This window comes from Massilia sp. R2A-15, from assembly GCF_030704305.1.
Taxonomy (GTDB): Bacteria; Pseudomonadota; Gammaproteobacteria; order Burkholderiales; family Burkholderiaceae_D; genus JAFCUW01.
Map to the genome: position 1 here is coordinate 970,204 of NZ_CP131935.1, position 25,175 is coordinate 995,378.

General features: G+C 65.3%; 26 protein-coding genes and 1 riboswitch. Of the genes, 15 read left to right on the forward strand and 11 right to left on the reverse strand.

The genetic code is table 11. The annotated features are described in order from the left end of the window. Nucleotides 1–87: 87 nt before the first annotated feature. The 8 genes from ybgF to Q4S45_RS04395 all read right to left on the reverse strand — a co-directional run bounded on the left by ybgF (nt 88) and on the right by Q4S45_RS04395 (nt 6,476). The gene (gene ybgF, locus Q4S45_RS04360; protein WP_305509503.1) at nt 88–849 is read right to left on the reverse strand and encodes a tol-pal system protein YbgF; all 762 of its coding nucleotides are present in this window, start codon (nt 847–849) and stop codon (nt 88–90) included. A gap of 85 nt (nt 850–934) precedes the next feature. Continuing rightward, a complete protein-coding gene (gene pal / locus Q4S45_RS04365) occupies nt 935–1,456 on the reverse strand; it encodes a peptidoglycan-associated lipoprotein Pal (RefSeq protein WP_305509505.1) in 522 nt (173 codons plus the stop codon). Between the two features lie 35 nt (nt 1,457–1,491). Continuing rightward, the gene (gene tolB, locus Q4S45_RS04370; RefSeq protein ID WP_305509507.1) at nt 1,492–2,754 is read right to left on the reverse strand and encodes a Tol-Pal system beta propeller repeat protein TolB; all 1,263 of its coding nucleotides are present in this window, start codon (nt 2,752–2,754) and stop codon (nt 1,492–1,494) included. Nucleotides 2,755–2,899: 145 nt separating this feature from the next. After that, nucleotides 2,900–3,838, reverse strand: coding sequence for a cell envelope integrity protein TolA (tolA, locus tag Q4S45_RS04375; RefSeq protein ID WP_305509509.1), 939 nt, complete (start codon nt 3,836–3,838; stop codon nt 2,900–2,902). Between the two features lie 2 nt (nt 3,839–3,840). Beyond that, on the reverse strand, nt 3,841–4,275 hold the full coding sequence (locus Q4S45_RS04380; RefSeq protein ID WP_305509510.1) for a biopolymer transporter ExbD: 435 nt from the start codon (nt 4,273–4,275) through the stop codon (nt 3,841–3,843). Nucleotides 4,276–4,287: 12 nt separating this feature from the next. Beyond that, entirely contained in the window at nt 4,288–4,971 is a 684-nt protein-coding gene (gene tolQ / locus Q4S45_RS04385; protein ID WP_305509512.1) for a protein TolQ, read from the reverse strand. A gap of 32 nt (nt 4,972–5,003) precedes the next feature. Then, a complete protein-coding gene (gene ybgC / locus Q4S45_RS04390) occupies nt 5,004–5,408 on the reverse strand; it encodes a tol-pal system-associated acyl-CoA thioesterase (protein ID WP_305509514.1) in 405 nt (134 codons plus the stop codon). Between the two features lie 321 nt (nt 5,409–5,729). Further along, nucleotides 5,730–6,476 (reverse strand): SDR family NAD(P)-dependent oxidoreductase, encoded by a 747-nt coding sequence (locus tag Q4S45_RS04395; protein ID WP_305509516.1) that lies wholly within the window; start codon nt 6,474–6,476, stop codon nt 5,730–5,732. Nucleotides 6,477–6,602: 126 nt separating this feature from the next. After that, nucleotides 6,603–6,710, forward strand: a riboswitch (ZMP/ZTP riboswitch). Nucleotides 6,711–6,810: 100 nt separating this feature from the next. Between Q4S45_RS04395 and glyA the strand changes: the two genes are divergently transcribed. The 10 genes from glyA to Q4S45_RS04445 all read left to right on the forward strand — a co-directional run bounded on the left by glyA (nt 6,811) and on the right by Q4S45_RS04445 (nt 14,296). Next, nucleotides 6,811–8,058: a serine hydroxymethyltransferase gene (gene glyA / locus Q4S45_RS04400; RefSeq protein ID WP_305509518.1), complete on the forward strand. Its 1,248-nt coding sequence runs from the start codon at nt 6,811–6,813 to the stop codon at nt 8,056–8,058. A 30-nt stretch (nt 8,059–8,088) separates the two neighbouring features. Further along, the gene (gene nrdR, locus Q4S45_RS04405) at nt 8,089–8,547 is read left to right on the forward strand and encodes a transcriptional regulator NrdR (protein WP_305509520.1); all 459 of its coding nucleotides are present in this window, start codon (nt 8,089–8,091) and stop codon (nt 8,545–8,547) included. Nucleotides 8,548–8,696: 149 nt separating this feature from the next. Further along, complete coding sequence (gene pilV, locus Q4S45_RS04410) at nt 8,697–9,230, forward strand: type IV pilus modification protein PilV (protein WP_305509522.1); 534 nt, start codon at nt 8,697–8,699, stop codon at nt 9,228–9,230. After that, nucleotides 9,227–10,093 carry a PilW family protein gene (locus Q4S45_RS04415; protein WP_305509524.1) on the forward strand — a complete coding sequence of 289 codons (867 nt, stop codon included), beginning with the start codon at nt 9,227–9,229 and terminating at the stop codon, nt 10,091–10,093. The genes pilV and Q4S45_RS04415 overlap by 4 nt, the downstream gene beginning before the upstream one ends. Next, the gene (locus Q4S45_RS04420) at nt 10,090–10,698 is read left to right on the forward strand and encodes a PilX N-terminal domain-containing pilus assembly protein (RefSeq protein ID WP_305509526.1); all 609 of its coding nucleotides are present in this window, start codon (nt 10,090–10,092) and stop codon (nt 10,696–10,698) included. The genes Q4S45_RS04415 and Q4S45_RS04420 overlap by 4 nt, the downstream gene beginning before the upstream one ends. A 22-nt stretch (nt 10,699–10,720) precedes the next feature. Then, a complete protein-coding gene (locus Q4S45_RS04425) occupies nt 10,721–11,170 on the forward strand; it encodes a type IV pilin protein (protein WP_305509528.1) in 450 nt (149 codons plus the stop codon). Then, entirely contained in the window at nt 11,158–11,721 is a 564-nt protein-coding gene (locus Q4S45_RS04430; RefSeq protein ID WP_305509530.1) for a GspH/FimT family pseudopilin, read from the forward strand. Before Q4S45_RS04425 ends, Q4S45_RS04430 begins: the two co-directional genes overlap by 13 nt. A 53-nt stretch (nt 11,722–11,774) precedes the next feature. Then, on the forward strand, nt 11,775–12,842 hold the full coding sequence (ribD, locus tag Q4S45_RS04435) for a bifunctional diaminohydroxyphosphoribosylaminopyrimidine deaminase/5-amino-6-(5-phosphoribosylamino)uracil reductase RibD (protein WP_374046094.1): 1,068 nt from the start codon (nt 11,775–11,777) through the stop codon (nt 12,840–12,842). Nucleotides 12,843–12,858: 16 nt separating this feature from the next. Continuing rightward, the gene (locus Q4S45_RS04440; RefSeq protein WP_305509534.1) at nt 12,859–13,476 is read left to right on the forward strand and encodes a riboflavin synthase; all 618 of its coding nucleotides are present in this window, start codon (nt 12,859–12,861) and stop codon (nt 13,474–13,476) included. Nucleotides 13,477–13,648: 172 nt separating this feature from the next. Next, complete coding sequence (locus Q4S45_RS04445; RefSeq protein WP_305509536.1) at nt 13,649–14,296, forward strand: hypothetical protein; 648 nt, start codon at nt 13,649–13,651, stop codon at nt 14,294–14,296. Between the two features lie 4 nt (nt 14,297–14,300). Here Q4S45_RS04445 and Q4S45_RS04450 read toward each other — a convergent pair whose 3' ends face one another. Further along, nucleotides 14,301–14,783, reverse strand: coding sequence for a GNAT family N-acetyltransferase (locus Q4S45_RS04450; RefSeq protein WP_305509537.1), 483 nt, complete (start codon nt 14,781–14,783; stop codon nt 14,301–14,303). Nucleotides 14,784–14,908: 125 nt separating this feature from the next. Between Q4S45_RS04450 and Q4S45_RS04455 the strand changes: the two genes are divergently transcribed. After that, nucleotides 14,909–16,861: a S9 family peptidase gene (locus Q4S45_RS04455; protein WP_305509538.1), complete on the forward strand. Its 1,953-nt coding sequence runs from the start codon at nt 14,909–14,911 to the stop codon at nt 16,859–16,861. Nucleotides 16,862–17,010: 149 nt separating this feature from the next. Here the strand turns inward: Q4S45_RS04455 and Q4S45_RS04460 are convergent, their stop codons facing one another. After that, nucleotides 17,011–19,827 (reverse strand): pitrilysin family protein, encoded by a 2,817-nt coding sequence (locus Q4S45_RS04460; protein ID WP_305509540.1) that lies wholly within the window; start codon nt 19,825–19,827, stop codon nt 17,011–17,013. A 172-nt stretch (nt 19,828–19,999) separates the two neighbouring features. On the opposite strand from Q4S45_RS04460, the gene ribBA reads away from it, so the two are divergent. The 3 genes from ribBA to nusB are packed head-to-tail and all read left to right on the forward strand — an operon-like array spanning nt 20,000 to nt 22,128. Beyond that, complete coding sequence (ribBA, locus tag Q4S45_RS04465) at nt 20,000–21,112, forward strand: bifunctional 3,4-dihydroxy-2-butanone-4-phosphate synthase/GTP cyclohydrolase II (protein WP_305509541.1); 1,113 nt, start codon at nt 20,000–20,002, stop codon at nt 21,110–21,112. Nucleotides 21,113–21,158: 46 nt separating this feature from the next. Beyond that, entirely contained in the window at nt 21,159–21,638 is a 480-nt protein-coding gene (gene ribH, locus Q4S45_RS04470) for a 6,7-dimethyl-8-ribityllumazine synthase (protein WP_305509542.1), read from the forward strand. A 19-nt stretch (nt 21,639–21,657) separates the two neighbouring features. After that, nucleotides 21,658–22,128 (forward strand): transcription antitermination factor NusB, encoded by a 471-nt coding sequence (nusB, locus tag Q4S45_RS04475; protein ID WP_305509543.1) that lies wholly within the window; start codon nt 21,658–21,660, stop codon nt 22,126–22,128. A gap of 185 nt (nt 22,129–22,313) precedes the next feature. Here nusB and Q4S45_RS04480 read toward each other — a convergent pair whose 3' ends face one another. After that, a complete protein-coding gene (locus Q4S45_RS04480; protein WP_374046076.1) occupies nt 22,314–23,210 on the reverse strand; it encodes a transglycosylase SLT domain-containing protein in 897 nt (298 codons plus the stop codon). A gap of 468 nt (nt 23,211–23,678) precedes the next feature. Between Q4S45_RS04480 and ubiD the strand changes: the two genes are divergently transcribed. Further along, nucleotides 23,679–25,163 (forward strand): 4-hydroxy-3-polyprenylbenzoate decarboxylase, encoded by a 1,485-nt coding sequence (ubiD, locus tag Q4S45_RS04485; protein WP_305509545.1) that lies wholly within the window; start codon nt 23,679–23,681, stop codon nt 25,161–25,163. The last annotated feature ends 12 nt before the right edge of the window (nt 25,164–25,175 follow it).

Below are 25,175 nucleotides of genomic sequence, written 5' to 3' on the forward strand. Positions count from 1 at the left end.
GCGCGAACGCGCTACCAGGAAAGCTCGCGCGGCTCCGACAAACCCGGGGTCAGGTCCGGCGGACCTTACCCCCGAACTCGGCGTAGCTTACTTCAGCGTCGCCAGACGGTCCTTGGCGGCCAGCGCGGCCGACGAACCGGGATACTTCGCCACCACCTGCTGCAGCGTCTTCTTGGCGTTCTTCTTGTCCTTCAGCGCGATGTAGCTGCTGGCGATGGTGAGCATCGCGTCCGGCGCGCGCGGGCTGTCCTTGTAGTTGGACGTCAGGCTTTCCTGCGCCACGATCGCGTTCTTGTAGTCGTTCTGCGCGTAGTAGGCGTTACCCAGCGAGTACTGCGCGCTCGAGGCGTAGCTCGACTCCGGGAAGCGCCGCACGAACTCGGACAGCGCGGTCGATGCGCCCTTGAAGTCGCCCGCCTTGTACAGCGCCATCGCGGCCTCGTACGATTTCAGCTCGCTCACTTCGACTTCGGCTTCCTTGCCGTCGATGTTGACCTTGCGCGGCTCGAGCTTGGCGATGCGCGCGTCGAGGTCGGCGTAGAAGTCCTTCTGGCGCTTCTGCGCGGTGGCCACTTCATTGGCCAGCACTTCGATCTGCCCGCGCAGGCGCGCGATCTCCTGCATGGTCTGCTCGTGCTGGTTCACCAGGTCGAGCGCGGCGCTCTTGTCGGACTTGGTGTCGATCCGCGCATTCAGTTCGCGCGACAGGTTCTCGACCTTGGAGCGCAAATCGAGAATCGCCTTGCGCGCCTCGTCGTCGTCAAGAATGCCGGCGCCGGCGTGCAGCGGGAACCAGGCGGCGAGCGCGAAACAGGCCGCTGCAATGCGGGACTTGGAAATTGGTTTCATGGACGTGACTTTCTAAAAAATCGGGGCGGGTGCAGTCTGCACCGCACGCCGCCCCCTTGTCAATCGGCCGGTTCAGGCCAATCGATTAATAGACGATGTCGGCGCGGCGGTTTTCAGCCCATGCCGCTTCGTTGCTGCCGGTTGCCTTCGGCTTTTCCTTGCCCAGCGAGACCGCTTCCATCTGCGACTCGGCCACGCCCATCGAGGCCATCGCCTTGCGCACGGCTTCGGCGCGCTTCTGGCCCAGCGCCAGGTTGTACTCGGTGCCGCCGCGCTCGTCGGTGTTACCCTGGATCAGGATCTTGCGCGACTTGTTTTTGTTCAGGTAGGCGGAGTGGTTTTCCACGACCGGCTTGCCGTCTTCGCGCACGGCGTAGCTGTCGAAGTCGAAGTAGACGCTGCGCTTGGCCAGCGCGCCTTGCGGATCGTTCAGCGGATCGGCGGTGCCGGTTTCGACTGGGCGCACGGCGTTGGTGTCGGCCACCGGCGCGACTTTTTCAGGGGCACGCTCGACGACCGGCGCTTCGTTCAGTTTGACTGGCGAGCTGCAAGCTGAGAGCAGGGCGGCGCTCGACACGATGAAAGCTAAACTCTTAAAATTGCGCATGATTTTCTTCTCCTGGTCTAGTTAAGGACTACTACTTACTTCATGAACGGGCCCCAGTTGGGCTCCCGTATATTTCCCGATTGGGTCGTCAGTCGCTGCTTGACACGTCCATCGACAGAGACCACGGCCAGGCCGGAGCCGCTGCCCTTGGTCGCGTACATGATGTACTTGCCGTTCGGCGAAAAACTCGGTTCGCTGGCGCCATCGGCCAGCCGCAGTTCCTGGCCGCTGGCCAGGTCCATCGCGTAAAGGGAGAAGCCGCCGTCGCGCTGCGAGATCCACGCCAGCGTCTTGCCGTCCGAGGACAGGCGCGGGCTGATGTTGTAGCTGCCGTTGAAGGTGACGCGGCTGGCCGCGCCGCCGCTGGCGCTCATCTTGTAGATCTGCGGACCGCCGCTGCGGTCGCTCGTGAAGTAAATCGTCTGGCCATCGGCCGAGAACTGCGGCTCGGTGTCGATGCCGTTGCTGTTGGAAAGGCGCCGCAGGCCGCTGCCGTCGGCGTTCACGCCGTACACCTGCGAGTGGCCGTCGCGCGACAGAGTCACCGCCAGGCGCGTGCCATCAGGAGACCAGGCCGGCGCCGAGTTGCTGCCTTTTTCGTTGGAGACGATGCGGCGCGCGCCGGTCACCAGGTCCTGCACATAGATCACCGGCTTGCGCAGCTCGAACGACACATAGGCGACTTTGGTGCCGTCGGGCGACCACGATGGCGAGATGATCGGCTCCTTGCCGAACGCGGCGACCTGCATGCCTTCGCCGTCGGCGTCCGCCACTTCGAGGCGGTACTGGTTGTTGCTGGCCTTGGTGACGTAGGCGATGCGGGTGGCAAAAGCGCCGCGCGTGCCGGTCAGCTTTTCGTAGACGTCGTCGGCGATACGGTGCGCCGCCAGGCGGGCCGATTTCGGCCCCACTACCGGCGAGAGCGTCGACAGCTGCGCCGACTTGATCGTGTCGAACAGCTTGTAGCGCACTTCGTAGCGGCCGTCCGCGTTGTGGTGCACGCTGCCCACCACCAGCGCGTCGGCGCCGCGCGATTTCCACTGGCCGTAGTCGACCGCGGAGGTCTCCGACAGCACCGTGCCGGCGTCGATCACCTTGAACACGCCGCTGCGTTCGAGGTCGGCGCGGATGATGGCCGACATCTGCGCCGGCGCGACCGATTCGTCGGCGAAGGTGGCCACGGCGACCGGAATCTGGTTGCTGGCGACGCCGGCGATCTCCACGCGCACTTGCGCGAAGGCGGGCAGGGCGGCGAGCACGCCGGCGGTAAACATCAGGGTGGTGAGGGTTTTTTTCATTTGTCGGTTCGGTCCTTGGTTGGTGACGGAATGCGATATCAATTCAACGCTGTCGTTCCTGCGCATGCAGGAACCCATGCCGAACCTGAGTCGACGCAGTATAGGTTCCTGCCTCCGCAGAAACGACAAGCACAAACTGCAACAATCAATTCAAATCCTTCATCTTGAAAGCGATCACAAGTGTTCGCTCCACGGTACCATCTTTCTTCTTTGGCAGTGGTGACGCTTTGACAATGCCTTTTTCGACCGCATCGTCGAACGCGGCGATGCCGCTGCTCTTGACCAGCCGAGCCGAGATGATCTCGCCGGTAGGGAGCTGCTCAATCTTGAATTCCGCCGTCGGGTTGCCCGTAACGTCGGTATCGCCCGCATACGAGGTCGTGCTCTTGACCTTGCCGCGGATGCTCGCCAGGTAGCCGCTGTCGATGCGCGGCGCGGTCGACTTGGCCGCGTCGCCCACCGTGCCGCTGCCGGTGATGCGCTTCATTTCTTCGGCGCGCAGCTTGTCGAGCTTGGCCTGTTCGGCGGCCGCCAGCTTGGACTTGGCGAGCTTGTCGGCCTTGAGCTTCTCGGCCAGCTTCTTCTCCTCGAGCTTCTTGTCGGCCAGTTCCTGCGCCTTCTTCTCGGCTTCTTCCTTTGCCTTTTTCTCTGCCAGCTTCTCGGCCTTCTTGCGCTCTTTTTCTTCCTTGGCGAGGCGCTTTTCTTCCTGGCGCTGCTCTTCGAGGCGCTCCTCTTCCAGCCGCTTCTTCTCGGCCTTGCGCTTTTCCAGCGCAATATCGGGCGGCTTCGGCGCGACCGGCTGCTCCACCGGCGGCGGCTCCACGGCCTTCGGCGCCGGCTCGGGCGGCGGCGCCGGTTCCGGTTCGACCGTCTCTTGCGGCGGCGGTGGCGGCGGCGCCGCGGACTGGGCCTTCATGTCCCACACTTCGGCTTCGACCGCGACCGGCTCGGTGTTCTGCCAGTTCACGCCGATGAACAGGAACGCCAGCAGGCCGGCGTGCATCGCCGCGGCCAGCGCGATCGCCGGCCAGCGCTTCGGTTCGGGCGGCACGATGTACGGCGCGCCGGCGGTGACGGGCTTCATGCTCACTTAGTCGCCAGCCCCACGCGGTTGATGCCCATCTTCTTCGCTTCGGAAATCAGCTGGATCACGTCGTCGTACTTGCTGTCCTTGTCGCCGGCGATCATCACCGGATACTCCGGATGCTCCGAGTGCAGGGTGCGCAGCGCGCGCAGCACGCCGGCGCGGTCAGGCATGTCCTGCGCCGGCTGGCTGTTCTTGCCGTTGACGCCGATCGACAGCGTCGCATTCGGCTTGAGCACCACCTGGATATAGTCGTCAGGCGGCAGCGCGGACTTCTCGGCGCTCGGCAGGTTGATCACGCTCGGGCTGTTGGCCGGCGGGATCACCATGAAAATAATCAGCAGCACCAGCATCACGTCGATGTAGGGCACGACGTTGATGTCGGACTTGAATTTGCGGGCGCGGCCGCCGCGCATGCTGCTCGAAAGGGATGCCATCAGGTGCTCCGATCAGCGCGCCTGGCGCTGCAGGATGTTCGAGAATTCCTCGACGAAGCTCTCGAAGCGGATCGCCAGGCGGTCGATGTCGTGGGTGAAGCGGTTGTACGCGACCACGGCCGGAATCGCGGCGAACAGGCCGATCGCGGTGGCGATCAGCGCTTCGGCGATGCCGGGCGCGACCGCGGCCAGGGTGGCCTGCTGCACGTTGGCCAGGCCGCGGAAGGCGTTCATGATGCCCCACACGGTGCCAAGCAGGCCGATGTAGGGCGACACCGAGCCGACCGAGGCGAGGAAGTTCAGGTGGATGTCGAGCGCGTCGAGTTCGCGCTGGAAGGCGGCGCGCATGGCGCGGCGCGAGCTGTCGAGCACGGCGCCCATGTCGAGCTCGCGGCTTGAAGCCTGCTTGCCCTTGATGAATTCGCCCATGCCGGACTCGAAGATGCGGGCCAGGGCGCCGCTCTGGTCGCGCTGGCTGCTGGCGCTCTGGTGCAGGGTGTGCAGATTGCCGCCGGCCCAGAAGCTGCGCTCGAACAGCTCGGTCTGGCGGCGCGCGGCGCGGATCGCGAACATCTTGCGGAAGATGTAGGTCCAGCTGGTGAGGGAGACTCCCACCAGCAGCAGCATGATCAGCTTGACGATCAGGTGCGCATTGGCGATGAGGGCGATGAAGGAAAGGTCTTGGGCTGCGTTCATTGGGCGGCTAGGGTTTTTCTATGTGTGGTGAGTCAGGCGGCGCGCATCTTGGCGGCCACGGAGTCGGGCAAGGGGCGCGGCTTGAGGCCGGCGCGGTCGACGCAACCGACCTTGACGCGGGCGCTGGCCAGCAGGGCGTCGCCGCAGGAAGCGTGCTGCATGAATACGACCGAGGCCCGGCCGAGCTTCTCGATCGACAGGGTCAATGTTATTACATCATCGAGCCTGGCCGGCGCGTGATAGTCGACGCTGGCTGACTTGACGACGAAAATCGCGTCGTGCTGCTCGGCCATCTGCTGCTGGTTCACTTCCAGCGCACGCAGCCATTCGGTGCGGGCGCGCTCGAAAAATTTCAGGTAATTGGCATAGAAGACAATGCCGCCGGCGTCGGTATCCTCGTAGTACACACGGACTGTCCAGTTAAAAACGGAGGGCATTGCTGTTGCCATAAATGATATTGGGAAACATTTTACCCGAATTGGCTGCCATAAGTACGCCAGCGTACATAGTGATGGCAAGGCGCGATCCGCAGGGTTGGGGCGGTTTCGCGTCCGTAGTAGACGTTATGTCCACAATTGCGCCAAGTGCTGAAACAATTCCTAACAGGTTAACATCATTCGATACATTGGTACAAATCTATTTTCGACCGAGTAACTTTCAGGTCGTCGTACCAGCGAAGGCTGGTACCCATGCTGAGCGGGCAAAAGTGGCCGGAAACTCGGCATGGAACCTGCCTGCACGGCTACAACGGCCAATGGTCAGACCCGCTTGATCGCCAGCGGCCCGTAGCCCTGGCAGGTCGGCATCATCTCGATGAAGTTGATGTTGATGTGCGGCGGCAGGGTGGCGATCCAGAACGCGGTGGCGGCGATGTCCTGCGCCGTCAGCGGCTGAGTGCCTTCGTACACCTTGGCCGCGGCCGCGTCGTCGCCCTTGTAGCGCACGTTCGAAAATTCGGTGCCGCCGCACAGGCCCGGCGCGATGTTGGTCGCCCGAACGCCGGTGCCGACCAGGTCGGCGCGCAGGTTCAGCGTGAACTGGTCGACGAAGGCCTTGGTCGCACCGTACACATTGCCGCCCGGGTAGGGCGTGGAGCCGGCCACCGAGCCGAGGTTGATGATCAGCCCGCTGCCGCGCTCGACCATGGCCGGCAGCAGCGCGCGCGTCATCGTCACAAGCCCGGTGCAGTTGGTCGCGATCATGGTCTCCCAGTCGGCCAGCGACGCTTCGTGCGCGCCCTGGGTGCCCAGCGCCAGCCCGGCGTTATTGATCAGCACGTCCACCTGGCGCCACGATTGGGGCAGCAGCGACAGCGCTTCCTCGATCGAGGCCTTGTCGGTCACGTCCATCTCGAGCGGCAGCGCCAGGTCGCCCAGTTCGGCGGCGAGCGCGTCCAGGCGGTCCTTGCGGCGTCCGCTGAGCACGACCTGGTGGCCGTTGGCGACGAAGGTGCGCGCCATTTCGGCGCCGAAGCCCGAAGATGCGCCGGTGATAAATACGATCATGGTGAGGTCCGAAAAGGGAAACGTCGTAAATTGTAGCCGAATTGGCCAGTTTCGATGGCGGCGATGATAGTTTGTCACCACCTTCCTTGCCCATTCCTGGGCTTTAACTTACAATTTGGGCTCCATTACGTCTCACGTGACTGGCGAAAAGCCGCGGCCTCCCACCGTTCGGCGAAAGGTGGACTTCCACCGGGGAACGTGAGATTTCATTAGCCGTTCGCCTGGGCAGCCATCGATGGAAGCGCGCGATGAGGCTGCCTCTTCGGTTATTCCGTTCTCCCTCATTCGTTCCATACTGCCTGGTGCTTGCACCGATACCCGATTGGAGTTTTTCATGTTTGCAAAAGATCACACGCTCGCCAACGTTGACCCGGACCTGTGGGACGCGATTCAGAAGGAAAACAAGCGCCAGCAGGACCACATCGAGCTGATCGCCTCGGAGAACTACACCTCGCCGGCCGTGATGCAGGCCCAGGGCTCGCAGCTGACCAACAAGTACGCCGAAGGCTACCCGGGCAAGCGCTACTACGGCGGCTGCGAATACGTCGACGTCGTCGAGCAACTGGCGATCGACCGCGTCAAGCAGATGTTCGGCGCCGAGGCGGCCAACGTGCAGCCGAACTCCGGCTCGCAGGCCAACCAGGGCGTGTTCTTCGCCATGCTGAAACCAGGCGACACCATCATGGGCATGTCGCTGGCCGAAGGCGGCCACCTGACCCACGGCATGGCGCTGAACATGTCGGGCAAATGGTTCAACGTCGTCTCGTACGGCCTGACCGAGCAGGAAGACATCGACTACGAGGCGATGGAGCGCCTGGCGCACGAGCACAAGCCGAAGCTGATCATCGCCGGCGCCTCGGCGTTCTCGCTGAAGATCGATTTCGAGCGCTTCGCCAAGGTCGCCAAGGCCGTCGGCGCCTACTTCATGGTCGACATGGCGCACTACGCCGGCCTGATCGCCGCCGGCCTGTACCCGAACCCGGTGCCGCACGCCGACTTCGTCACCTCGACTACGCACAAGTCGCTGCGCGGCCCGCGCGGCGGCATCATCCTGATGAAGGCCGAATTCGAGAAGCAGATCAACTCGGCGATCTTCCCCGGCATCCAGGGCGGCCCGCTGATGCACGTCATCGCCGGCAAGGCCGTCGCGTTCAAGGAAGCGCTCGACCCGTCGTTCAAGGAATACCAGTCGCAGGTGATCAAGAACGCCGACGCGCTGGCCAAGGCCCTGATCGCGCGCGGCCTGCGCATCGTGTCCGGCCGCACCGAGTCGCACGTGATGCTGGTGGACCTGCGTTCGAAGAACCTGACCGGCAAGGAAGCCGAAGCGATCCTCGGCCGCGCCCACATGACCTGCAACAAGAACGGCATCCCGAACGATCCGCAGAAGCCATTCGTCACTTCCGGCATCCGCCTGGGCAGCCCGGCGTTCACCACGCGCGGCTTCAAGGAAGAAGACGCAACGATGGTGGGCAACCTGATCGCCGACGTGCTCGATAATCCGACCGACGAAGCGACCATCGACCGCGTGAAGGCCGAAGTCAAGAAGCTGACCGACAAGTACCCGGTCTACGCGGCGTAAGCCAATCGCAGCCCCCGCACCGGCGCCGCCATGAAATGTCCGTTCTGCCAGCACGACGAAACCCAGGTCCTCGATACCCGCGTATCGGAGGAGGGTGACGCCGTGCGGCGGCGGCGCCGCTGCGCGCAATGCGACAAGCGCTTCACCACCTATGAGCGCATCGAGCTTTCGATGCCGATCATCGTCAAGAAGAACGGCAGCCGCACCGAGTTCGCCTCGGCCAAGCTGCGCGCCAGTTTGATGCTGGCGCTGCGCAAGCGGCCGGTGTCGGCCGACGCGATCGACACCGCGGTCGCCACGATCGAAGAGAAGCTGCTCACCAGCGGCCGGCGTGAAGTCGACAGCGGCTACGTCGGCGAGCTGGTGATGCAGGAACTCAAGCGCCTGGACAAGATCGCCTACATCCGCTTCGCCTCGGTGTACAAGAATTTCGAGGACCTGGCCGAATTCCAGGACGCCATCGCCGAAGTCGGCCAGCCGCGCAAGTAGGGTCTGGTCCTGCGGACCTGCCCCCATTTTGTTGCAAGCGGCGCCCTGATTTTTAGTTCCCCAGCACCCCTCCCGCACTGTTGAGCCATCTCACGGCTGGCCGGGTCGCGCCTGATAACTTGGGCGACTCAACAAGGGGGAGGTCAGTGATGCGATCGCGGCTCGCCGGCGGGTTCACGCTCATCGAAGTGCTGGTCGCACTGTGCGTGCTGACCATCGGCGCGCTCGGCGCCGCCGCGATGCAGCTCTCGGCACTGCGCGCCCGCCATCAATCGGGCCTCGCATCGAGCGCGGTGCAGCTGGCCGGCAGCCTGGCCGACAGCATGCGCGCCAACCGCGTGGCCATGCAGGCCGGCGACGCACTCAATCCCTACCTGCAGCTGCGCTACGACGCGCAAACCGACGGGCCGCCGCAGCCGCCCGGCGCGCTGTGCCACGCCGGCGCTCCCTGCACCGCATTGCAGCTCGCCGAGGCCGAGGCCTACCACATCAAGGATGCGCTGCGCACGCAATATCCCGGCGGCCGGGTGGTGGTCTGCCGCGACTCCGCCGCCGAATTGAACTGGGCCTGCGATGGCGCCGCCGGCGCGCCAGTGGTCATCAAGATCGGCTGGCGCGGCCAGGAAGCCGGCGCCGCGGCGCAGCCGCGCGTGGCGCTCGCGCTGCCCGGAGCGGCCGGATGAAGCGCCAGCACGGCGCCACACTGGCCGAACTGCTGGTGGCGCTCGCCGTGGGCATGGGCGCGATGCTGATGGCGGCCGGCCTGCTGGTGTCCGCCAACGCCGCCTACCTGGCGCAGGTGGACGCGGTGGCGCTCGACGAGGGCGGCCGGTTTGCGCTCGACTCGGTCGCGCGGGCCGTGCGCCAGGCGGGCTACGTCAACTGGGAGCAGCCCGGCGCCGGCGCGGCGCTATCGGCCGGGCCGGCGCGCATCGCCGGGCTCGATGCGCGTTCGCTGCCGCGCGCCACCTCCGGTCTCGATGGCGCGCTCGCCGAAGCGGTCAACGGCAGCGACGTGCTGGCGGTGCATTTTGCCGGATCGGGGGCGGCGGGCGGCGGCGACGGCAGCGCCGTCAACTGCGCCGGCTTTGGCGTGGGCGAAGCCGACGATGGCTGGAGCATTTTCTACGTCGGCCGCGATGCACGGGGCGAAGCCGAATTGCGCTGCAAGTACCGCGGCGCGCACAGCTGGGGTGCGGATGCAATCGTCGCCGGCGTCGATTCCTTCCAGCTGCTGTACGGCGTGGACACCGACGAACCGCCGGACGGCCTGGCCAACGAATACCTCAGCGCCACCGCGCTCGACGAACGCGGCGCCGCGGCCTGGAAACGCGTCGCCAGCATCCGCGTGGCGCTGGTCCTGCACGCCGCGCACGACGCGAATGCCCAGCCTCGGGTATTCGACCTGTTCGGCAGCGCTTACAGCGACGCCTTTGCCGGCGTCGATCGCGGCGTGCGCCTGGCGAAACAGGACCTGCCGGCCGCACTGCGCCGGCGCGAGCGCAAGCTGTTTGCCACGACGATCTACCTGCACGCGCCGCCATGAGCCGCTGCCCCAGCCAGTCCGGCGCCGCACTGCTGGCCGCCTTGGTGGTGACGGTGGCGGTGATGCTGCTCGCCGCGTCGGCCGCGCAGACCGCGCTCAACGCCGAAAAATCGGCGCGCGCCGAACGCGACCGCCATCTCGCTTTCCAGTCGGCCGAAGCTGCCCTGGCCGACGCCGAGCGCGACATCGCCGGCGGCTTCGACCCCGCTTCGGCGCGCGCGGCGCTGTTTGCCAGCGGCGATGCGGCCGGCTTCGCCGAGGGTTGCGGCCGGACCGCGGGCAGCGTCGGATTCGGCTTGTGCAAATGCGCGGCCGCCGGCGCTCCGCCCGCCTGGCAGGCGGCGGACCTGGGAGCTGCCGTGCCCTACGGCGCCTTCACCGGCGCCGCGCTGCCCGGGCGGCCGCCGCGCTACATCATCGAGCTGATTCCGCAGCCGGCGCCGGCGACCGGCCACCTGTATCGCATTACCGCCATCGGCTATGGCATGCGGGCCGGCACCCAGGTCGTACTGCAGTCGTTTTACCGCAAGACCGGCGCGGCGCACCTGCGCATCAGCTGGCGCGAAGTGGCCAACTGGCAGGAGCTGCACGACGCCGCCACATAACCATAAGATGGAGGAGGGGCCAATGAAAAGGGCTAGCGGATTTAGCTTGATCGAAGTGATGATCGTGCTGGCGATCTTGTCGGTGCTGGCGGTGATCGCGTACCCCGCCTACGCCGGCTACGTCACCAAGTCGCGCCGGATCGAAGGACAGATGGCGCTGATCGACGCACTGCAGCAGCAGGAGCGCTTCTACAGCGCGCACCACACCTACATCGCCTTCTCGTCCGCCTCGACCGACCCGGAGGCAATGCGCTTCAAATGGTGGTCGGGCTCCGCGGCGGCGCGCAGCGCGTACGAATTGCGCGCCTACGCCTGTCCCGGCCACGAATTGAACGAATGCGTCGAAGTGAAGGCGCTGCCTGGCACCACTAACGTGGACGCGCGGTTCCGCGACGCCGAATGCGAAACGCTGAGCCTCAACAGCGCCGGCGAGCGCGGCGCCACCGGTCCCAAGGAGGGATGCTGGCCATGAAACCGGGGCGGAGGCGGGGCGGCGCGACGCTGCTCGAACTGATGGCCGTGCTGGCCATTTCGGCGGTGATGATGGGCATGGCGATGCCCGGCCTGCACCACCTGGTGCGCTCGCAGCAGCTCAAGGCGGGAACCAGCGACCTGTTTGGCGCAATCGGCCTGGCGCGCATGCAGGCGATCGCGCGCGGGCGCAAGGTCCTGCTGGCGCCGGCCGACGCAAACGTGGGCTGGCGCGGCGGCTGGGTCGTGTTCATCGACCAGGACGGCAACCGCCGGCCGGACGCCGGCGAGGAGGTGATCGCGCGTCACGGGCCGCTCGCGGCGGGGATCGAGATCGGCGCCAGCTTCACCGGCCAGCAGGGGGCGCCGTATCTTGCTTATAATAGTATGGGCCGCAGCTGCTCGGACACCAGCAGCCAGGCGGCGCGCTTCGGCACGCTATCGCTGGCGCACGGCGGCCAGATAAGGCGCATCAAGATCAACATGCTCGGACGCGCGCGCATCTGCGATCCGGCGCGCGACGGCGCCAGCTGCGCCGGCGACGATCCGTGAGCCGCCGCCACCCATACTGGAACACTGTGCAAATACTGAACGACATCGATGGCATGACACTGGCGCTGGAATGGGCCGCGAAAGGCATGACCAGCACCGCCCCGAACCCGCGCGTGGGCTGCGTGATCGTGCGCGACGGCCAGGTCATCGGCGCCGGGCATACCCAGCCCGCGGGCCAGGCGCACGCGGAGATCATGGCGATGCGCGACGCCGCGGCGCGCGGCCACGACGTGCGCGGCGCCACCGCCTACGTCACGCTCGAGCCGTGCAATCATCACGGCCGCACGCCGCCATGTTCGGAGGCGCTGGTGCGCGCCGGCCTTGGCCGCGTCGTGGCGGCGATCGAAGACCCGAACCCGCTGGTGGCCGGGCAGGGCATGGCCAGGCTGGCCGCCCACGGCATCGAAACCGCGTCCGGAGTACTTGCCGACGCGGCCTACGAAATGAACATTGGCTTCTTTTCGCGCATGCGGCGCGGCCTGCCGTGGGTGCGCCTGAAAGCGGCCGCCAGCCTTGACGGCATGACGGCGCTGAACAACGGCGCCAGCCAGTGGATCACCGGGCCCGAGGCGCGCGCCGACGGCCACGCGTGGCGCGCGCGCGCCTGCGCCGTCCTGACCGGCATCGGCACCGTCAAGGCCGACGATCCGCAACTGACAGTGCGCGGCGTAGAGACGACGCGCCAGCCGCGCCGCATCGTCGTCGACAGCCGGCTCGACATCGCACTCGATGCGCGGGTGCTGGCGGGCGAGCCATGCTGGATCGTCGCCGCCGTCGCCAATCCCGCGAAAGAAGCGGCGCTGCGCGAGGCCGGCCACGACATCATCATGCTGCCGAACGAGGCGGGAAAGGTCGACCTGGCGGCGCTCATGCGCGAGCTTGGCCGGCGCGAGATCAACGAGGTGCACGTCGAAGCCGGCTTCAAGCTGAACGGCTCGCTGGTGCGCGAAGGCTGCGTCGACGAATTGCTGGTGTACCTCGCGCCAAGCCTGATCGGCCAGGCCCAGGGCATGTTCGCGCTGGGGCCGTTCGAGTCGCTCGAGCAGCGCCAGCGCCTCGCTTTTCACCACATCCAGCAAGTCGGCGACGACTTGCGTATCCTTGCACGCATCACCAAATAATTAGGAAACCGTTTTTATGTTTACAGGAATTGTCGCCGCCGTCGGAAAAATCAATTCGGTCACGCCGCAGCCGGGCGGGCTCGATGCAGGCGTGCGCCTCGACATCGATGCGGGCGGCCTGCCGCTGGCCGATGTCGCGCTGGGCGACTCGATCTCGATCAACGGCGCCTGCATGACCGTGGTCGAAAAGTCCGGCAGCGGCTTCAGCGTGGACGTGTCGCGCGAAAGCCTCAACTGCACGGCGGGGCTCGATGCGGTCGGCGAAGTGAACCTGGAGAAGGCGCTGACGCTGGCCGAGCGGCTGGGCGGGCACCTGGTGTCGGGCCATGTCGATGGACTGGGCACGGTGCAGCGCTTTGAGCCGATCGGCGAATCGTTCGAGCTGGTGATCGACGCCCCGCGCGAACTGGCCAAGTTCCTCGCCTTCAAAGGCTCGGTGGTGGTCAATGGCGTGTCGCTGACGGTGAACCGGGTGGAGGATGTGGGCGACGTGTGCCGTTTTTCGATCAACCTGATTCCGCACACGATCGCGGTCACCACGCTCAAGCACCTGCGCGCCGGCAGCAAGGCCAATCTCGAGATCGACCTGATCGCGCGCTATGTGGAACGGATGCTGTCGCTGACCACCGCCTGACGCACGCGGCGCCGTGAAAATCGGCGCCGTCGACCCGCCCCGGCTTTGGCCGGCGGCGCGTTCATTTTCTGCCCGACAACAATTAAGTTGCCAGAGTGAAAGCGTTATGTTAGCGTTTCGAAAAGGTTGCCTCGCGCAGGCAACACCATCGATCACCGCTCAGGGGCAGACAATGACGACACATCGCAACTTCTGGTTTATCGCCGCCTTCGCCGCCGGCTGCGCGACAATTCCCGCATCGGCACTGGCGATGGGGCAGGCCATGGGCACCAACCAGGGCAATGGAGGCGCGCTGTACAGCGACCTGGCGCCGACCACGCGTCCGCCGGCGGAGTTCCTGGCCCGGTTCGTCGAACTGACGCGGGCGGACCTGGGAGCCAACGCGGTGATGCTGGCCGCGCTCGATCTGGAGGGCGATGCGGGCACGGCCGCGTCCCAGTCCGCTGGCTTCTCCGTCGAGACCACGCCAGGCAGGATCGAAACGACGGTCGGCGCCGCAGCGGCGGCTCACCAGAAGGTGATGGACCGGCTGGCGGGCGGCCCCGTGCTTAGCGCGGAAAAGCAGGCGGCGTTTGCGGCGGGCGCGCTCAGCCTGGCGCAGGCGGTCAAGGGTTACGTGGAATTGACCGGGGACCTGGCCGCGGTGAAGAAGTCGCTGTCGGACGCCGGCGCCAAAGGCCGCCTCGCGCTGTACGCGGCGAAGACCATGCCGGCCACGGTCGCCCAGGCGCGCCAGGAATTGCAGGCGGCCGCGCAGTTTGCAAAGTCGAACAATATCGCGCTGGCGCCAGAGGTGTCCCAGGCCGCCGGGACGATGTAGGCGCTCACCGCGCGCGCCACGCCATCTTCTGCACCGTGATGCCGGGGTGGCTGGCCAGCGCTTCCCATTCGGGCAGGAACTCGAAGCCCTGCTTGCGATAGAAGCTGGCCGCGCGTGCGTTGTCGGGCGAGACGTCCAGCACGACCCGCGCATGGCCGTTCGCCACGGCCAGCGCCTTCACCGCATCGACCAGGCGGTCCGCGACGCCGCCACCGCGGCTATCGGGCCGCACCCACATGGCGATCAATTCGGTCTCATTGGCGCAATCCACCACGCCGCCGATCAGCCCCACCGCTTCATTCTCTTCGACCGCGATGAAAAACCGCGCAGGGCCGCGGCCTGATGCGCGATTGCGCCATTGATCGTCGCTGTTCGCGGCCGCCGAGGCGTAGTCCACGCCGAATGCGGTCGGCGCATCGATCAGCGCGGCCAGGCGGATCGCTTTCAGCGCGCGCCAGTCTTCTTCCGTGGTAGGGCGGATCAACAAATGTTTGTCCTTTCTAAGAATAGTTTGCCAGCATACCACCACGCAATTCTCAGCCGTTTTGGCGTAGACTCTCGGTGGCAAAAAATGCTGAGGCGGGCCTCGCCTAATCGGATACAGGAAGCGGAATGAGCAAATTGAAATCGGGTGTAAATATCGTGATGCTGGGCGCCTTGTTCTGCGCCGGCGTGGCGGCCGCGGCGCCGCAAGGGATGCGTGGCTACCGCGCGCTGGCGATCAGCAGCGCCGGCGACCGCCTGGCTGCGATCGAATCGGTGGAGCAGGGCGATTCCGCCACGCGGCCGCATGGCGTCATCAACGTGCGCGACGCCGCCAGCGGCAAGGTCGTCGCCACCTTCGACCCATGCGCGAGCTGCACCTACGATTTCCCATCCTGGTCGCCGGACCGCAACGCGCTGTCGTTCATCGGATCCGACCGCAAGGTCGGCACCGCGACGCTGTATGTCGCCGCCGACGGCAAGGTCGCCGCACTGACGACGGTGAAGGGCGTCGCCAGCACCGCGCGCTGGTCGCCGGACGGCGCCAGACTGGCATTGCTGGCGACGGTCGGCGCGAAGAAAATGACCGGAGCGACCGAAGCCGGCGCCGCGCTGGTCGGCGAAATCGGCGCCGAGGAAGACGAGCAGCGCATCGCCGTCGTCGGGCGCAACGGCGGCGACATCAAGCTGGTGTCCCCAGCCGACACCTTCATCTACGAATACGACTGGACGCCGGACGGCAAGGGCTTCGTCGTCACCAGCGCCAAGGGCGACGGCGACAACAACTGGTGGGTGGCGACGCTCGGCCATGTCGATGCGGCCACCGGCGCGCTGCGCATCCTGGCGGCGCCGAAGATGCAGATGAATATGCCGCGCATGTCGAAGGACGGCCAGACCGTCGCCTTCATCGGCGGCCTGATGAGCGACTTCGGCTCGGTCGGCGGCGACGTCTTCACCGTGCCCGCCGCCGGTGGTGTTCCGGTCAGCGCGACGCCAGGCTACCAGGGCTCGTTCAACGGCCTGTCGTGGCAGGGCAGGCAGATCGTCGCGTCGGCGCTGGCCGGCAGCGACCAGGCGATCGTGGCGATCGATCCGTCGGCACGCACGCAGCGCACGCTGTGGTCGGCGCCGGTGTCGGCCAGCGGCTCGCGCGACGGCCGCTTCGTGTTCAGCGCCGACGGCGCCATCGCTGCCTCGGTCCAGGAAGACTTCCAGCATCCGGCGCGCATCGTCGCCGGGCGCCTGCCGAACCTGGCGCGCATCACGCACGACAACGAGGGCCACGCGCCGCAGGTGTCCGCGCGCAGCATCAGCTGGACCAGCGATCATTTCAACGTGCAGGGCTGGCTGGTGCAGCCACTGAAGATCGAAGCGGGCAAGAAGTATCCGATGATCGTGATGGTGCATGGCGGACCTGCCGCCGCGGCCGGTCCCCGCTTTGTGTCGCAGGGCGAGGGCGGCAACGCGCTGCTGCGCGAGCTGACCGGCAAGGGCTACTTCGTGTTCATGCCGAATCCGCGCGGCAGCTTCGGCCAGGGAACGGCCTTCAGCGGCGCCAACAAGCGCGACTTCGGCGGCGGCGACTGGCGCGACATCCTGGCCGGCGTTGACGCGGTCGAGAAGGTAGCGCCCGTGGATGGCCAGCGCCTCGGGCTGATGGGCCATTCCTACGGCGGCTTCATGACGATGTGGGGTGTGACGCACAGCCAGCGCTTCAAGGCGGCAGTGGCCGGCGCGGGCATCGCGAACTGGATCAGCTATTACGGCCAGAACGGCATCGACCAGTGGATGATTCCGTTCTTCGGCGCGTCGGCGTATGACGACCCGGCGATCTACCGCGCGGCCTCGCCGATCGAGTCGATCAAGTCGGCCAAAACGCCGACCATGATCTACGTGGGCGAGCGCGACGTGGAGTGCCCGCCGGCGCAATCGGCCGAGTTCTGGCATGGACTGAAGGCGATGGGCGTGCCCACTTCGCTGGTGATCTACGATGGGGAAGGGCACTCGATCCGCAAGCCCGAACACCAGCGCGACCAGCGCGCGCGCACGCTGGCTTGGTTCGACCGCTATTTGAAACAATAAAAATGGGGTCAGGTCCGCAGGACCAGACCCCTCCACTTCGTGATGCGCCGCGTCCCAAGGGCGGGGACTCGGCGTCCCCGTCGCTCCGCAGGGCCAGCCTCAGCATGCAGCATCGGGGTCTGGTCCTACGGACCTGACCCCATCTTGACTTACTTCTTCTCCGGGTACAGCACCACCTGCACGTAGTTGTTCGTGTCCAGGTAGCGCGCCGCCGCGGCCTGCACATCCTGCGCGGTGATCGCCGCGACCTTCTCTTCATACGCCAGGATGGCCGCCGGATCGGTGCCCAGCATCACCGCGGACTGCAGTTCATGCAGCCAGTAGGCGTTTTCGCGCAGCGCCCTGCGGTGTACCTGGATCCAGTTCTGCTTGACCTTGGCCAGGTCCGCCGCCGACGGGCCGCTCTCCTTCATCTGCGCGATTTCGGCGAACGCCGCGGCGATCGTCTTGTCCACATTGGCAGGTCCGGTCGGCAGCGACATGCCGATCGCGTAGTGCTCGTACGGGACCTTTTCCAGCGAGCCGCTCATGCGGCCGCTGTAAATGAGCGTCAGCTTCTCGCGCAGGATGTCGTTGATCCGCAGGTTCATTACATCGATCAGCGCCTGCACGCGCATCTGCTCGTCCGGCGAGAAGGGCGCCGGTCCGCTGAAGTTGATCGCCACCTGGCTCTTCTGCTCGGTGCCGCTGAAGACCTCCCTCTTGACGACGCCCCGGACCGGGCGCACGCCGACATCCCTGACCGCCAGCGGCAGGTCGGGTGTCGGCAGGCTAGCCAGGTAGGTCGCCACCAGCGGCTTGACCTTTTCCACGTCGAAGCTGCCGACCAGGACGAAAGTCATGCCCCTGGCGCTGGCGAAGCGTTCCTTGTACAGCGCAATGGCGCGGTCCATGTCCAGGTTGCTGAAGTCGGCCGGCCGCGGCGGGCGCGCCACCCACGGGCTGTCCTTGTACATGGTGCCGATCAGGGCGTCGCTGAAGACCGCGGCCGGCTGCGCCATCACATTGCGCGCCGCTTCCACGTGCTTGCCGAGATAGGACTTGTACAGGTCCTCGTCGCGCCGTACGGTGGTAAAGCGCAGGTGCACCATCTGCAGCATCAGTTCGATGTCGCTGCTGCCGGCGCTGCCGCCGACGCTGTCGATGTACTGTCCGATCGCCAGGCCGGCGCCGGCAACCTTGCCGGCCAGCGCCTTCTGCACGTCGAGCGGGGACAGGCCGTTCAGGCCCATGCTGTCGACAATCGCACTGGCGTAGCGGGCGTTGACGATGTCCTTTTCCGCGAACTGGGTCAGGCCGCCAGGGCGCGACGCGCTCAGGAAGACCTGGTCGTTATTGAAGTCGGTCGGCTTGAGAATGACCTTGACGCCGTTCGACAGCGTCAGCGTGGTCAGTCCGAGCGCCTTGTCCGCGGTCTCGGCGACGATGGCGCCGGGCGCCGGCGCCTTGGCCATCAGGCTTGAGGCGACCTGCTTTTCCTCGTGCGCCGTCACTTTGGCCTTTGCCGCTGCATCGACCCACGCGAGCAGCTCGGCGGGGGACGGCGTCGGCGTGGCGCCGTTGCTCGAGCCGGTGTACACCACCAGCCTGGCGCTGTTGGACGGGATGGTCGCGCGCGCGTAGCGGTTCACCTCGGCCAGCGTGATGCCCGGGACCAGTTCGCGCGCGTAGGCGTACTCGTTCTCGATGCCCGGGATCTCTTCGCGCTCGAGGAAGTTGCGCGTGTATTCGTTCACATAGGAGATCGAGTTGGTCTTGTCGCGCTCGTTGTACTGCCGTTCCATCATGCGCATGAAGTTCTTCTTGCTGCGCTCGAGCTCCGCTTCGCCGAAGCCGAACTGGCGTGCGCGCTCATTTTCCTGCACCAGCGCGGCAAGGGCCGGCGCGGCGCCGTCCTTGCCCAGCGCCGCGGCCGCGCCGTACGACTTGTAGCGCGGCGTGAGCTTGCCGAGCGAACTGCCGCCGCCGATAAACGGAGGATTGGCCTGCTGCGACAGTTCCTGCAGGCGCTGGTTGAGCATCGACGAGAACAGCAGGTCGACCAGCTTTTCGCGGTAGGCGCCGAAGGTGCTGCGCTCGCGCGCCTCGCGCACCGGATAGCGGATCATCACCGCGTTGCCCGAGGCCTCCTTGTCGGTGGCGACCACCGCCTCGGTCGCGGCGCGCGCGGAAATCGGCGCGTAGCTGCGCGGCCGCTCCGGCGAAGGATTCTTCATGGCGCCGAAGTGCGCCTTGACCAGCTGCTCGGCGCGCGCCGGTTCGATGTCGCCGACGATCACCACCGCCATCAGGTCCGGCCGGTACCAGTCGCGGTAGAAGCGCCGCACCACGTCGGGCTTGAACGTCTTGATGACCGCTTCCTGGCCGATCGGCAGGCGCTGCGCGTAGCGCGAGCCGTTGAACATCTTCGGCATCACGATCTTGTTCATGCGCTCGCCGGCGCCTTTGCCCAGGCGCGCTTCCTCGAGCACGATGGCGCGCTCCTTTTCGATGTCGGCGTCGGCCAGCGTCAGGCCGTGGGCCCAGTCTTCCAGCACCTGGAATCCCTTGTCGATGTTGTCCGGCTTGTCGGTCGGGATCGGCAGCATGTAGACGGTTTCGTCGAAGCTGGTGGTGGCGTTCAGGTCGGCGCCGATCTTGACGCCGATCGATTGCAGGTAGTCGGTCAGTTCGTGCGGCTTGAAATGGGCCGAGCCGTTGAACGCGAGGTGTTCGAGGAAGTGGGCCAGTCCCTGCTGGTCGTCGTCTTCCAGGATCGAGCCGGCCTTGACCACCAGGCGCAGTTCGAGCTTTTTCTCGGGACGGCCGTTCTTCTGGATGTAATAAGTGAGGCCGTTGGGCAGCTTGCCCACCTTCACTTGCGGGCCGATGGGGATGGTGTCGCTCAGCCGGATGTCGGCCAGCGCGCCAGGGGCTTGCGCAAGCAGGAGGGCAAAGCAGGCAGTGGCCAGGAATGTGCGCTTCATCGGGGATGGTGTCGCAAGGACGGGAGTGGTCGATTTGATTAGTCTATCAGCAATATTTCCGTGCCACGCGCATAATTTCGGCCAGTCAATCCGTTGCGGCAGCGGCCGGATGCCGCCAAATCCTTTAAAATAGCGGATTGCGCATCTTTCGCCCGACCCATAGGAATCCCATATGTCTATCTCCACCACCCAGGAAATCGTTGCCGAACTGCGCGCGGGGCGCATGGTCATCCTGGTCGATGAAGAAGATCGCGAGAACGAAGGCGACCTGGTGCTGGCGGCCGATTTCGTCACGCCCGAAGCCATCAATTTCATGGCCCGCCATGCGCGCGGCCTGATCTGCCTGACCCTCACCGAGCAGCGCTGCGACGAGCTCAACATCGGCATGATGACGGCCCGTAACGGCACCTCGTTCGGCACCAATTTCACCGTGTCGATCGAAGCGGCCGAAGGCGTCACCACCGGCATCTCGGCGGCCGACCGCGCGCGCACCGTGCAGGTGGCGGTGGCGAAGAACAGCACCCCGAACGACATCGTGCAGCCAGGCCACATCTTCCCGCTCAAGGCGGTCAAGGGCGGCGTGCTGATGCGCGCCGGCCATACCGAAGCCGGCTGCGACCTGACCGAGATGGCCGGCCTGACGCCGGCGTCGGTGATCTGCGAGATCATGAACGAAGACGGCACCATGGCGCGCCTGCCGGACCTGCTGCAGTTTGCCGAAGAACACAAGCTGAAGATCGGCACCATCGCCGACCTGATCCATTACCGCAGCCAGAACGAATCGCTGGTCGAGCGCGTTGCCGAGCGCCAGATGAACACCGTGTTCGGCGATTTCCGCCTGGTGGCCTTCCGCGACAAGCCGAGCGGCTCGGCGCACCTGGCGATGGTGCACGGCGAACTGGCGCCGAACCTCGAATCGCTGGTGCGCGTGCATCAGCCGGTGTCGATCCTGGACCTTCTGGAAAACCGCGCCACCACGCACTCGTGGACCATGGCGTCGGCGATGCAGGCGATCAAGCAGTCCGAGCGCGGCGTGATGGTGCTGCTGAACTGCGGCGAGTCGGCCGAGCAGCTGTTCGAACAATTTGCCGCGCTCGACACGCCGCAGGCCCGGCCGCAGGGCCGCGCCGCCAGCATGGACCTGCGCACCTACGGCATCGGCGCCCAGATCCTGAAGGACCTGGGGGTGGGCAAGATGCAATTGCTGGCCAGCCCGCGCAAGATGCCGTCGATGACCGGCTTCGACCTGGAAGTGACGGGATATCTCGCCAAGCCGGGCGCCTGAAGCGTACTATTGAGCCAACAAACACCACAACACGAAGGGGCCAGCCATGACCGTAGGAACTTATGAGAGCAATTTGACCGGCAGCGGACTGCGGATCGGCATCGTCCAGGCGCGCTTCAACGCCGACGTCGGCCACGGGCTGCTGTCGTCCTGCCTGGCCGAGCTCAAGCACCTGGGCGTGCAGGACGAGGACGTGCTGCACGTGACCGTGCCGGGCGCGCTCGAAATTCCGCTGGCGCTGCAGAAGATGGCCGAAACCCAGCAGTTCGATGCGCTGGTGGCGCTCGGCGCGGTGATCCGCGGCGAGACCTACCATTTCGAGCTGGTGTCGAACGAGTCGGGCGCGGGCATCACCCGCATCGGCCTGGACTACGGCATGCCGATCGCCAACGCGGTCTTGACCACAGAGAACGACGAGCAGGCCGAGGCGCGCATGGAAGAGAAGGGCACCGAGGCGGCGCGTTGCGCGGTCGAGATGGCCAACCTGCTGCTCGCGCTCGAAGAGCTGCAAGCCGACGAAGATTAATCAAGCACAGAAGAACATCATGACCGAGAAGAATTTGCACGCCAATCCCAGCAAGAACCGCACGCCGCGCCACCGCGCGCGGGAGTTCGCCTTGCAGGGGCTGTACCAGTGGCTGCTAAACAATGAAGACGCGACCACCGTCGTCAACAATATCCGCGCCGCGCACGGCTTCGAGAAGGCCGATTCGGACCATTTCGCCGCCTTGCTGTACGGCGCGATCAAGGATTCGGTGTCGCTGCGCGAAGCGCTGGCGCCGCTGATCGACCGCGGCGTGTCCGAGCTGTCGCCGATCGAGCACGGCGTGCTGCTGATCGGCGCCTACGAGCTGAAGAACAACCTGGAGATTCCGTACCGCGTCGTGATCAACGAGGCGGTCGAGCTGACCAAGTCGTTCGGCGGCATCGACGGGCACAAGTATGTCAATGGCGTGCTCGACAAGCTGGCGCCGAAGTTCCGCGCCGATGAAGTGGCGGCCGATACGCGCCGTTGATTTGACAGTGACACCTGGGTCTGCCCCGCGGGACTCGGCGTCCCCGTCAGACCCCGACACCGAAAGCCACCGCAGCGATGCCGGTGGTTTTTTTACGACCCCAACAACGAAAAAGCCACCGCGGAAATGCCGGTGGCTTTTTTAGTATCGGGGTCTGGTCCTGCGGACCTGACCCCATTTTCAGCTTACAGCCCGGCGATTGCCTCGGCAGGATGGACCACGTCGTCAGCCTTCTTCTCGGCCTTGGCGACCTGCTGCGCCGGCGCTGCCGGGGTCACGGTCGGCACGTTCTTGCCGGTCGCAACCTGCTTCAGGCGGCGATATTCCGCCAGCACCTTCGAGCCGTAGCCCGAGTCGGTCTCGAACGCTGCCGCACCGACGTAGGTCTTCAGGCCGGCTTCCACCGAGCCGCCGCGCTGCACGTAATCCTTGAGGATCAGCGCGCCGACACGGATGTTGGCCACCGGATTGAGCGCTGCCTGCACGCCGCCCATCTGCTGGAACTTGTCATGGTGGACCTTGGACATCACCTGCATCAGGCCCTGCGCGCCGACCGGGCTTTCGGCGAACGGGTTCAGGCCCGATTCGATCGCCATCACCGCCAGGATCAGCAGCGGGTCGAGCTTGATGTCGTGCGCCGTCATGTAGGCGGTCGACACCAGCATGTTGGCGGCGTCGCCGGCAACACGGTAGCGCTTCGACAGCCAGGAGGTGACGAACTTCTGCTGCTTCTGGTTGCCCAGCATGGCCTTTTCTTCGGCGCTGACAACTGCAGGCGCTTCTTTCGCAGGAGCCGGCGCCGGATGCGATTCCATCAGGGTTGCCAGCGCGGGCGCGGGTGCGGCGGCCACAGGCGCCACGACCGCAGCCGGTGCGATGAACTGGGAAACCTGTTTCGCGACGTCCGGGCGGGCATACAGCACGGCGGCGATGGTGACTGCGGACAGACCAAATACGGTCAGGGTGTGCTGCGCGGTGGTGGCAAGGCCACGTGCCGTTTTCGTTACGGAAGCCCACGTAACTGGCTGGCTGGCCATGGTTTGGGCGAGCTTTGCTGTCGCCCCGTTGAAACGATTACTCATCGAATTCCCCTTTGTCGCGGAAAATGCTGTCCCCACGGCGCTCACAGCGCACATCGGACCTCAAATGCCGTGCATCAGAAATATCGTCTATCGCCGCTGCTGCGTACGATCAAACGCCGTCATTGCTTGCTTCAGCTGGTCGTTCCCTGTGGTATTGAACCAGTGGCTAAACAACTTTTTTCGGGGGATAAGGCAGACGCCTTTTGAAAACACTCCTTAAAAATGTCATTGGGGCCCCGACCCCGTGAATGTATGAGACAGGCTAGAATCACGTCATTGGACGCAGCTATCTCATCAAGTGAACAAATTGTAGAAGCTCGCATATATCAAGTCAATACTAGCACGAACGGCTCTTATTACTTTTAGATATAGCTTTTTATGCGGCATTGCAGCAAATCCCTGTTAAATCAACCACTTGGGATGGCATATTCAACAACTCTGTCCTCAACAATAAAAAATTAAAAACCGATGAACTATTCAGATTTGCGTGATTTTATTTCCCAATTGCAAAAAATGGGCGAATTAAAGCACGTTTCCATGCCAGTTTCGCCACATTTGGAGATGACCGAAGTGTGCGACCGCGTGTTGCGCGCCGGCGGCCCGGCCTTGTTGTTCGAGCATCCCACCGGTTACGACATGCCGGTGCTGGGCAACCTGTTCGGCACGCCGCGCCGGGTGGCGCTGGGCATGGGGGCGTCGGACGTGAGCGAACTGCGCAAGATCGGCCACGTGCTGGCGCGCCTGAAGGAGCCGGAGCCGCCCAAGGGCTTCAAGGACCTGATGGGGCTGGGCTCGCTGGTCAAGGCGGTGTGGGACATGTCGCCCAAGGAGGTGAAGGGCGCGCCTTGCCAGGACATCGTGTGGGAGGGCGCCGACGTCGACCTGGCGAAGCTGCCGATCCAGCACTGCTGGCCGGGCGACGCCGCGCCGCTGATCACCTGGGGTCTGGTGATCACCAAGGGGCCCAACAAGAAGCGCCAGAACTTGGGCATCTACCGTCAGCAGGTGATCGGGCCGAACAAGGTGATCATGCGCTGGCTGGCGCACCGCGGCGGGGCGCTCGACTTCCGCGAGCATGCGATCGCCACCAAGGGGGCGCCGTATCCGGTGGCCGTCGCCCTGGGCGCCGACCCGGCCACTATATTAGGAGCGGTCACGCCGGTGCCCGACAGTCTGTCTGAGTACCAGTTCGCCGGCCTGCTGCGTGGGCAGCGCACGGTGCTGACCAAGGCCCTGGGCAGCGAGCTGCGGGTGCCGGCCTCGGCCGAGATTGTGCTGGAAGGGCATATCCTGGCCGACCCGAACCATCCGTCCGGCTACGAGCACGCGATGGAAGGGCCGTTCGGCGACCATACCGGCTATTACAACGAGCAGGACAGCTTCCCGGTGTTCACCATCGAGCGCATCACGATGCGGCGCGACCCGATCTATCACTCCACGTATACAGGCAAGCCCCCCGACGAGCCGGCGGTACTGGGCGTGGCGCTCAACGAAGTGTTCATCCCGCTGCTGCAGAAGCAGTTCAGCGAGATCACCGATTTCTACCTGCCGCCGGAAGGGTGCAGCTACCGGATGGCGGTGGTGCAGATGAAGAAGCAGTACGCCGGCCACGCCAAGCGTGTGATGTTCGGGGTGTGGAGCTTCCTGCGCCAGTTCATGTATACCAAGTTCATCGTGGTGGTTGACGAGGACGTGAATATCCGCGACTGGAAAGAGGTGATCTGGGCGATCACGACGCGGGTCGATCCGATCCGCGACACCACGCTGGTGGACAACACGCCGATCGATTATCTGGACTTCGCCTCGCCGGTGAGCGGGTTGGGCAGCAAGATGGGCATCGACGCGACCAACAAGTGGCCGGGCGAGACCAACCGGGAGTGGGGCACCACAATCGAGATGACGCCGGAGGTGAAGGCGCGCATCGATAACATCTGGCAGGAACTGGGCATCTGAAAATGGGGGCCA

Coding starts and splice junctions, on each gene's coding strand:
- tolB (WP_305509507.1), bottom strand. CDS start 2,754: ATGAAAAAAACCCTCACCACCCTGATGTTTACCGCCGGCGTGCTCGCC.
- Q4S45_RS04480 (WP_374046076.1), bottom strand. CDS start 23,210: ATGAGTAATCGTTTCAACGGGGCGACAGCAAAGCTCGCCCAAACCATG.
- ubiD (WP_305509545.1), top strand. CDS start 23,679: ATGAACTATTCAGATTTGCGTGATTTTATTTCCCAATTGCAAAAAATG.
- ybgC (WP_305509514.1), bottom strand. CDS start 5,408: ATGCCCTCCGTTTTTAACTGGACAGTCCGTGTGTACTACGAGGATACC.
- ybgF (WP_305509503.1), bottom strand. CDS start 849: ATGAAACCAATTTCCAAGTCCCGCATTGCAGCGGCCTGTTTCGCGCTC.
- nusB (WP_305509543.1), top strand. CDS start 21,658: ATGACCGAGAAGAATTTGCACGCCAATCCCAGCAAGAACCGCACGCCG.
- Q4S45_RS04420 (WP_305509526.1), top strand. CDS start 10,090: ATGAGCCGCTGCCCCAGCCAGTCCGGCGCCGCACTGCTGGCCGCCTTG.
- Q4S45_RS04415 (WP_305509524.1), top strand. CDS start 9,227: ATGAAGCGCCAGCACGGCGCCACACTGGCCGAACTGCTGGTGGCGCTC.
- tolA (WP_305509509.1), bottom strand. CDS start 3,838: ATGAAGCCCGTCACCGCCGGCGCGCCGTACATCGTGCCGCCCGAACCG.
- pal (WP_305509505.1), bottom strand. CDS start 1,456: ATGCGCAATTTTAAGAGTTTAGCTTTCATCGTGTCGAGCGCCGCCCTG.
- Q4S45_RS04380 (WP_305509510.1), bottom strand. CDS start 4,275: ATGGCATCCCTTTCGAGCAGCATGCGCGGCGGCCGCGCCCGCAAATTC.
- Q4S45_RS04455 (WP_305509538.1), top strand. CDS start 14,909: ATGAGCAAATTGAAATCGGGTGTAAATATCGTGATGCTGGGCGCCTTG.
- Q4S45_RS04440 (WP_305509534.1), top strand. CDS start 12,859: ATGTTTACAGGAATTGTCGCCGCCGTCGGAAAAATCAATTCGGTCACG.
- Q4S45_RS04395 (WP_305509516.1), bottom strand. CDS start 6,476: ATGATCGTATTTATCACCGGCGCATCTTCGGGCTTCGGCGCCGAAATG.
- glyA (WP_305509518.1), top strand. CDS start 6,811: ATGTTTGCAAAAGATCACACGCTCGCCAACGTTGACCCGGACCTGTGG.
- Q4S45_RS04445 (WP_305509536.1), top strand. CDS start 13,649: ATGACGACACATCGCAACTTCTGGTTTATCGCCGCCTTCGCCGCCGGC.
- Q4S45_RS04425 (WP_305509528.1), top strand. CDS start 10,721: ATGAAAAGGGCTAGCGGATTTAGCTTGATCGAAGTGATGATCGTGCTG.
- nrdR (WP_305509520.1), top strand. CDS start 8,089: ATGAAATGTCCGTTCTGCCAGCACGACGAAACCCAGGTCCTCGATACC.
- ribD (WP_374046094.1), top strand. CDS start 11,775: ATGACACTGGCGCTGGAATGGGCCGCGAAAGGCATGACCAGCACCGCC.
- ribH (WP_305509542.1), top strand. CDS start 21,159: ATGACCGTAGGAACTTATGAGAGCAATTTGACCGGCAGCGGACTGCGG.
- pilV (WP_305509522.1), top strand. CDS start 8,697: ATGCGATCGCGGCTCGCCGGCGGGTTCACGCTCATCGAAGTGCTGGTC.
- ribBA (WP_305509541.1), top strand. CDS start 20,000: ATGTCTATCTCCACCACCCAGGAAATCGTTGCCGAACTGCGCGCGGGG.
- Q4S45_RS04460 (WP_305509540.1), bottom strand. CDS start 19,827: ATGAAGCGCACATTCCTGGCCACTGCCTGCTTTGCCCTCCTGCTTGCG.
- tolQ (WP_305509512.1), bottom strand. CDS start 4,971: ATGAACGCAGCCCAAGACCTTTCCTTCATCGCCCTCATCGCCAATGCG.
- Q4S45_RS04430 (WP_305509530.1), top strand. CDS start 11,158: ATGCTGGCCATGAAACCGGGGCGGAGGCGGGGCGGCGCGACGCTGCTC.